Genomic DNA, 7330 nt, shown 5'->3' on the forward strand with positions numbered 1-7330 from the left:
CTAGAGCCGCTCCGCGATCTGCCCGAGCGCCTCGCGCGTGCCGATTTCGCCCGGGAGCCACGGCAGCTCCACCACCGGCACCGGTAAGTCCAAGAGCGCGAGCGCCTGCGCTTCCACGTCCCGTCGCCCCTCCAGAAACGCCCCTGTCTCATCCGGCGTGCGCCGGTTCACAATCGCGCTTCCCACGTGCACCCCGTTCGCGGTGAGCTCCTCGTAGAACTCCATCGACTCCATCACGGGAAGGCGCTCAGCAGTGAGCACGATGTGGAAGACGCACTCGGCGGGATCGGTGAGCCCGGCGCGCAGGCGCTCGAACTTGCGGCGACGGGCGAGCAGCGTGGCGCGGATCTGCTGGTTGCGGCGGTCGACGGGCGAGCCGCCGTTGCTCGAGCCGCCCATGCCGCGGACGAGGTCGCTGAACTTGTCCGACTTGTCGCGCCGCTCGAGCAGCCCGTCGGTGTATGCGGCCATGAGCTCCGGCAGCGCCACGAGGCGGGAGGTGTGGCCGGAGGGCGCGGTGTCGAAGATGAGGTGGTCGTACTCGGACCCCGCAACCAGGTCGGCGATGCGCTCGAGCAGCGCCGCCTCGTGCATGCCGGGGGAGTGGCGCGACATCTCCAGGTGCCGGTCCACTTCGCGGTGGAGGCGCTCCGGCATCATCGCGCGCATGGAGTCGCCGACGGCGCGCAGGTGCTGCTGCGTGATGGCGGCCGGGTCGAGCTCGATGGCGTCGAGGCGTGGCTCGAGGGTGACGGGGGCGTCGTGAAGCGCTGCGCCCCAGATGTGGCCGAGGTTGTGGGCGGGGTCGGTGGAGACGAGCAAGACGCGACGACCGCGCGCGGCGAGGCGCACGGCGGTGGCGGCGGAGATGGTGGTTTTGCCCACGCCACCTTTGCCGCCGAAGAACATGACTGGTGCGTCTAGCAGCATGAGATCCCGTCGAGTGGTGAGCGTTCCATGCCCATGCGGGTGTGCCAGGCGTGGAAGTCGTCGTACAGCAGCGGCAGCAGCTCGAGCGTGTAGTAGCTGGCCGGGTTGGGGATGCCGAGCGTTTCCGACGCCACGAGCAGCGTAAACAGGTCGTCCTCCTCGCGGGCGGCGCGGGCGAACTCGCGGCGGTACGGCGCCTGGTAGAACTCGCTGAGGCCCGCCCCGAGGCGCTTAAGCAGTTGCATACTCGTCGTCCCAGGTCATCGCGGGCTCGCGGCGCGCCTTGCTAATCGACGCCACCGCCTCAACCACCACCCACACGGCCGCAACAATGATGATGACGTCGATGCCCAGCAGCAGCCAGTTGCCGGCCTCGAAGAGCGTGCGCAGCTGCAGCACGGCGGCCCAGAGCGACATGAGGGTGACAAACACCAGCGGGATGAGCAGCGGCAGGGTGGGGCGGCGCAGCTTGGTCAGGATGACCACCAGGACGGACAGGGTGAGGCCGGCCATGAGCTGGTTGGTGGTGCCGAACAGCGGCCAGATGATCATGCCGCCGGAGCCGTCCATGCCGGTGGAGAACGTCAGGCCGAGTGCGGCGCCGACGGCGATGATGGTGGCGACCAGGCCGGAGAGCTTCACGCCCATGATCTCGGCGATCTCGCCGACGACCATGCGCTGTAGTCGCACGCCGGAGTCCATGGTGGTGGCGGCGAACAGGACGGCCATGGTGGCCAGGATGGTGGCGGACAGGGAGGTCGGGATGCCGAGGCCCTCGTTCATGAGCGCGCCGCCGCCCTCGACGAAGGCGTTGACGCCGCCGGCGTTCCACTCGTTGTACACGCTTTCCCAGTCGGCGAGCGTCTTGTATCCGGCGGTGGTGGCGACGATGGTGCCCAGGGAGAGTAGGCCCTCGCCGACGGCGCCGAAGTAGCCGACGAAGCGCGCGTCCGTCTCCTTGTCCAGCTGCTTGGCCGACGTACCCGAGGCGACGATGCCGTGGAAGCCGGAGACGGCGCCGCACGCGATGGTGACGAACAGGAGCGGGAAGATGCTCGGGGTGCCTTCGGGGACGGCGTCATTGAGCGTCGGCGCGACGATCTCCGGGCGGACGATGAAGAACGAGCCGTACAGGATGATGAGGCCGACGAACAGCTGCAGGCCGTTGATGTAGTCGCGCGGCTGCAGCAGCACCCACACCGGCAGCAGCGAGGCGATGAAGGCGTAGATAAACAGCAGGATGATCCACACGCCGCGATCCGGGATGCCCATGACCGTTTCCGGCAGGGCGACGGGGAAGCGGTCGCCGAGCACGATGAGCGCGTAGAGCGCGGCCACGCCGACCAGCGAGACCAGCGGCAGGTTCCACTTGAGGCGGTAAATTGCCTGGCCGATCAGGACGGCGACGATAATCGCGCCCCAGGTGGGGATGACCGCCGACGGCGTGGCGATGAGCAGGTTCGAAATCACCACGGCGAACGCGGTGTTCACCATGAGCAGCAGCAGGAAAATGACCACGAGGAAGAGGTTGCGCCCGCGCGCACCGATGTAGCGCCCGGACAGCGTGCCAATCGACTGGCCCTTGTGCCTTTGCGACGCCCACAGCGCCCCCAAGTCGTGCATCCCCGCAAAGAACACGGTGCCGAGTGTGACCCACAGAAACGCCGGTAGCCAGCCCCAGATCACGGCGACGGCCGGTCCGATGATCGGCGCCGCGCCCGCCACGGAGGTGAAGTGGTGGCCCCACAGGACGTACTTGTTCGTGGGCACGTAGTCCACGCCGTCCTCCATGGTGTGCGCCGGCGTGCGGAACGTGTCCGATAGCTTGAACACGCTGCGGCCGAGGAACCTGGAATACAGCAGGTAACCGGCCACCATCATGGCGAGTCCGATGATGACAAGGAGTAACGAGTTCATACGCCAGCTTTCTTTCCGTGGTTCGTGTCACAACTGTGAGAAGTATGCCACACATCACACGGCGTGGTGCAAAGTGGAGGGGGCGTTGCTTATCGACGCTCCCCCGCCCCCTTACGGCACAAGAACTGTGTGAAATAGTGTTGACTGTGTGTCGTTGAAATTGTCGTCGACAGCAATGTGGAGGGTACGGCGGCCGTCATCCAGCATTGGCCCCCATGAAAGTGCCTCGACGTTGTCGGGCTGCGGTGGGTTGTCGGCGAAGTCGTACACCAATTCTTTAGTTGCGAGCTGCTCAGTCCCGTCGAGCGTGTCCTTGCCGAGAACATCGTCCGCGCCGCTGAGTGTGAGTCGGTAAATCTCTCCGCGGACTTCGCCGCTTTTTCCCAGCTCAGGGTAGAACCCGCGCTCAAGGACATAGAGCGACCCGTCTTCTGCCTCGAGCACGGATGTGATTCCGCGACCGGGGTTCGCGCGTACCGCGTACTCGTGAGTGGCGTTTCCGTTGGCCAGGTTATATTCGGTGATGCGATTGACTGAGCTGTGCTTCGGATCGTTGCTGGTCCCGTCTTGCGCGAGCGCATTCTCATTGATTGTCAGCGCGGTTGTACCACCATCCGCCAATGTCATTGCTTCCGGTCCGTTGTTGTGGTGGATGCCCTTCGTGTCGTGTCCATCGGGGAAGTGGTATGCGGGTGGATTGATTCGGCGGACTTCGCGACCAGCAGCGGTCGACTCAATCAGTTGCGGTGGAGCGACCTGTCCCTCGCGCGCGTCTCCCTCGGTGGTCCACAACAAGTTGCCATTGGGCAGCTGGCGAATCTCTTCCGCGTCGATGAATTCGGTGTAGTCGGAGCCGTCAGGAAGCGTGAGGCGCACCTCACCTTCATGCGCGAACCTGCGATGATCCTGAGTAGTGAAGATGTATGCGCGGATAGGGCCGTGTTCATGCTTGTCATCGGAAATTGCGATGTATCGCCCATCCTCGAGCTGATCCATGCCGCTGAGCCCGCCGATCGCGGGGTCATGCTCAGTCGCACTGAAGTCAAAACGACTGACGTACTCTGCACTTGGGAGATCGCTGGATGACACTCCCTCTTCGTTCTTCTCTGCCCCTGCGGCCAGAAGCACCTGAATGGCTACAGTGAGCGCGCCGCCTATGAGCACGCCGATACCGGCAACGGCGGCGACAGCCGCCGTAACCGGCACCGTTACATCGCCTACGTGAAGCGAAGTGCCGTTCTGGCCGACCGTGACCGGAACCGCAGCACTCGGGTTTGCAGTGGCTGTGACTGGCGAGAGCGCGATCGAGGCTGAGACCCCTAACGCGATGACGGTACGACTACGCATGCGTGACTCCTTTGAGAGATACAAATGTAATATCTCACACCTTAAAACCGTCCCTGGAATATGCAACTTGGCCACAGCCACCGTTACGCTCCTACCGCAACTCCCGATACAACAAGTAGACGGCTCACAGAAAGGACACGCACCATGCGCACTTCATACCTCCCCGCCTCCTCCGCCGCGGCCCTCGCCGCCGCAGCCCTTCTCGCCCCGCACGCCACGGCCGCGGAGCTCGCGCCCAAGGGCGAGGCGTCCTGCACGCTCACGATGACCGCCGCCGAGCGCGCCTACGCCGACTCCTTCAAGAGCGAGGAAAAGGACCTGGGCGGCAAGCGGATCGCCGGCACGTGGGTCCGCGCCATCGAGGACGTCTACCCCGAGGCTAGCGCCTACAACGACATCGACCTCCTGCAGAAGGTCATGCCCCGCAGCCTGGCGGAGCACTACCTGGAGGTGCGCGGGTCCGAGTCCGCCGCCGACGTCCCGTTCGGCCCGACCGCCGAGGCGGTCGCGGGCCTGGGCGCCGTCAACGTCGCCGATACCACGGCCACCACCACTGCGGGGGACCGCGAAAACGGGCGCTCGCTGACGCAGCAGCTGCAGGCCGCGTTCCCCGGGCTGGCCAAGGACAAGGCGGATTCGCTGGCGTACGTGCTGCAAAACGACGCCACCGGCAAGTACTTCAACGACCGCCTGGCCTACCACCAGGCGCTCGAGCAGGCGGAGCTGCGCTGCCACAACCTGCTTGCCGGTAGCGCGAAGCTGGCTAACGTCGACCTGCCCACCGCGGATCCCGTGCAGAGCGCGCCCGCGCCGGGCAGCTCGCAGCCGCACCGGGGCGAGGCGTCGTCGGCAGGCGCGACCGCAGGCGTGGTGGTGTTCTCCCTGCTCGCGGCGCTCGGTGTGTCGCTCGCGGTGCTCGCTACGGTCGGCCCGCAGTTCGGGCTCGCGCTGCCGGAGTTCCCGGACCTTTCGGACCTCGCGAATATCCAGGTCTAGTTAGCGCACCAGCTCGACGCGGTTGTCGCGGAAGACGGCGGCGACCTTGCGCGTCTCATCCGCCGGCAGGTGCCAGTCGCAGGCGACCACGCGCGCCGGGCGGGCCTCGCGCAGCAGGTCGGCGAGGCCGTCGAGATTGCGCGGCGCCGGGCGCTCGGGCCCGAACACCGCGACGGAGATCGCCCCGGCGACGTCCGCGACCGTGTGCACCGGCGCGGTGAGCAGCACCGGGTTCCGGTTCCGTCCGTGTCCTGTCCTATACATCTTGAACCTCGCAGAAGCTCTCGTAGTGGTCGGCGGTGTAGTACCACACCTCGGGGGTCTCGTCGCCGGCGCCGCCGTCGTTGTCGCGGCTTCCGGTGATGATGCGCCGCGCGCCGCGGTGCGACACGCCCGGCGTGTCCACGGTGAACTCGCGGTAGAAGTTCAAGTCCTCGTCGGGGAGTACGCCCTCGTAGTTGCCAAAGCGGGCGTTGTCGTTGTCGGGGTAGGGGAACGGCCCACCACGCTGCACGAGCGAGATCGTCTCGCGGGCCTCTTGCGGGAGGTTTTCGCAGGTTGGGATGGTGGGGGACGCGGGGGCGTCGATAAGCGAGCATGCGCTGAGCACGCCCGCGAGTGCGACGACAAGCTTTTTCACGCCACGCATTGTTGCACACTACGATTGGGCGCATGGCAAGGGGCAGGATTCCGGAAAGCGACATTGAGGCGATCCGCGAGCGCGCGGCGATCGAGGACATCGTCGGCGAGTACGTCCAGCTCAAACCGGCGGGCCACGACTCGCTGAAGGGCCTCAGCCCGTTCAAGGACGAGAAGACGCCGAGCTTCCACGTCCGCCCCGCGCGCGGCTACTACCACTGCTTTTCCACCGGCAAGGGCGGCGACGTCTTCAACTTCCTCATGGAGCTGGAGCAGCTCACGTTCCCCGAGGCCGTCGAGGCGGTCGCGGACACAATCGGATACCACATCAACTACCAGGGCGGATCCACGGGCGCGCGCGACGTCAAGCCCGGCACCCGCCAGCGCCTCCTGGCCGCGAACAAGGCGGCGCACGAGTTCTACCGCGAGCGCCTCGAGCAGCCGGAGGCGCAGCCGGGCCGCGAGTTCCTGCTGGACCGCGGCTTCGACCGCGACCTCATCCACCGCTTCGAGTGCGGCTACGCGCCCGACGGCTGGGACACCCTGACCAAGCACCTGCTCCGCCGCGGCTTCGAGGTGCAGGAGCTTATCGACGCCGGCATTTCCTCCATGGGCCGCCGCGGACCCATCGACAAGTTCCGCCGCCGCCTCATCTGGCCGATCAAGGACGCCGCCGGCAACACCATCGGCTTCGGCGCCCGCAAGCTCTTCGACGACGACCCGATGGGCAAGTACATGAACACGCAGGACACGCTCCTGTACCACAAGTCGAAGGTGCTGTTCGGCCTGGACCTGGCCAAGCGCGACATCTCGGAGCGGCACCAGACCGTGATCGTGGAGGGCTACACGGACGTCATGGCCATGCACGCGGCGGGCGTGACCACCGCCGTGGCGGCGTGCGGCACGGCGTTCGGCGCGGACCACCTCTCCGCGATCCGCCGCCACATGCTGGACGACAGCTACTTCCGCGGCGAGCTCATCTACACCTTCGACGGCGACGAGGCCGGCCAGAAGGCGGCTATGCGCGCCTTCGAGGGCAACCAGCAGTTCACGGGGCAGTCCTTCGTCTCCGTTGCGCCGGACGGGATGGACCCGTGCGACCTGCGCCTGGCCCGCGGCGACGTGGCGCTGCGCGACCTGGTGGCCAAGCGCGTGCCCATGTTCGAGTTCGTCATCGAATCCCTGCTCGCCGACTACTCGCTCGACTCCGCCGAGGGCCGCGTGCAGGCGCTGCGCCGCACCGTCCCCGTCGTTGCCTCCATCAAGGACACCGTCCTGCAGCAGGAGTACGCGCGCCGCCTCGCGGGCTGGGTCGGTTGGCCCAACCCGGACGAGGTGCTCGACCAGGTGCGGAGTGCTTCTCGACCTGTCTCTTATACCACTCTGATCGCTCTCGTTGCTCACCGAGTCCTTCTAAACAAAAAAAAACACCATACTCAGACACAAACAGAGTCTGAGACATACAAGTGTAACTACACGATATAACACATGGAACACGAGA

7 protein-coding genes and 1 pseudogene are annotated in these 7330 nt (G+C 66.1%); 2 read left to right on the plus strand and 6 right to left on the minus strand.

Going from position 1 to position 7330, the window contains the following annotated elements; genetic code table 11:
- The 4 genes from FPH17_RS06885 to FPH17_RS06900 all read right to left on the minus strand — a co-directional run bounded on the left by FPH17_RS06885 (position 1) and on the right by FPH17_RS06900 (position 4194).
- Complete coding sequence (locus FPH17_RS06885) at positions 1-930, minus strand: ArsA family ATPase (protein WP_203085502.1); 930 nt, start codon at positions 928-930, stop codon at positions 1-3.
- A complete protein-coding gene (locus FPH17_RS06890) occupies positions 921-1175 on the minus strand; it encodes a cory-CC-star protein (protein ID WP_095275508.1) in 255 nt (84 codons plus the stop codon). Before FPH17_RS06890 ends, FPH17_RS06885 begins: the two co-directional genes overlap by 10 nt.
- Positions 1162-2847, minus strand: a complete 1686-nt coding sequence (locus FPH17_RS06895; protein WP_154879370.1) for a carbon starvation CstA family protein — start codon at positions 2845-2847, stop codon at positions 1162-1164. The genes FPH17_RS06890 and FPH17_RS06895 overlap by 14 nt, the downstream gene beginning before the upstream one ends.
- Positions 2848-2958: 111 nt before the next feature.
- Positions 2959-4194 carry an esterase-like activity of phytase family protein gene (locus tag FPH17_RS06900; RefSeq protein WP_154879371.1) on the minus strand — a complete coding sequence of 412 codons (1236 nt, stop codon included), beginning with the start codon at positions 4192-4194 and terminating at the stop codon, positions 2959-2961.
- A 144-nt stretch (positions 4195-4338) separates the two neighbouring features.
- Between FPH17_RS06900 and FPH17_RS06905 the strand changes: the two genes are divergently transcribed.
- The gene (locus tag FPH17_RS06905) at positions 4339-5190 is read left to right on the plus strand and encodes a hypothetical protein (RefSeq protein WP_095535454.1); all 852 of its coding nucleotides are present in this window, start codon (positions 4339-4341) and stop codon (positions 5188-5190) included.
- On the opposite strand, the gene FPH17_RS06910 is transcribed toward FPH17_RS06905, so the two are convergent.
- Positions 5191-5454, minus strand: a complete 264-nt coding sequence (locus FPH17_RS06910) for a hypothetical protein (RefSeq protein ID WP_095535455.1) — start codon at positions 5452-5454, stop codon at positions 5191-5193.
- The gene (locus FPH17_RS06915; RefSeq protein WP_095535456.1) at positions 5447-5839 is read right to left on the minus strand and encodes a guanyl-specific ribonuclease; all 393 of its coding nucleotides are present in this window, start codon (positions 5837-5839) and stop codon (positions 5447-5449) included. The genes FPH17_RS06910 and FPH17_RS06915 overlap by 8 nt, the downstream gene beginning before the upstream one ends.
- Positions 5840-5862: 23 nt before the next feature.
- Between FPH17_RS06915 and dnaG the strand changes: the two are divergent.
- Positions 5863-7194, plus strand: a pseudogene (gene dnaG, locus FPH17_RS06920) (DNA primase); the annotation flags it as partial.
- Between the last annotated feature and the right edge of the window lie 136 nt (positions 7195-7330).

The sequence above is a fragment of the Corynebacterium gottingense genome (genome assembly GCF_007559235.1).
GTDB classification, from domain to species: domain Bacteria; phylum Actinomycetota; class Actinomycetes; order Mycobacteriales; family Mycobacteriaceae; genus Corynebacterium; species Corynebacterium gottingense.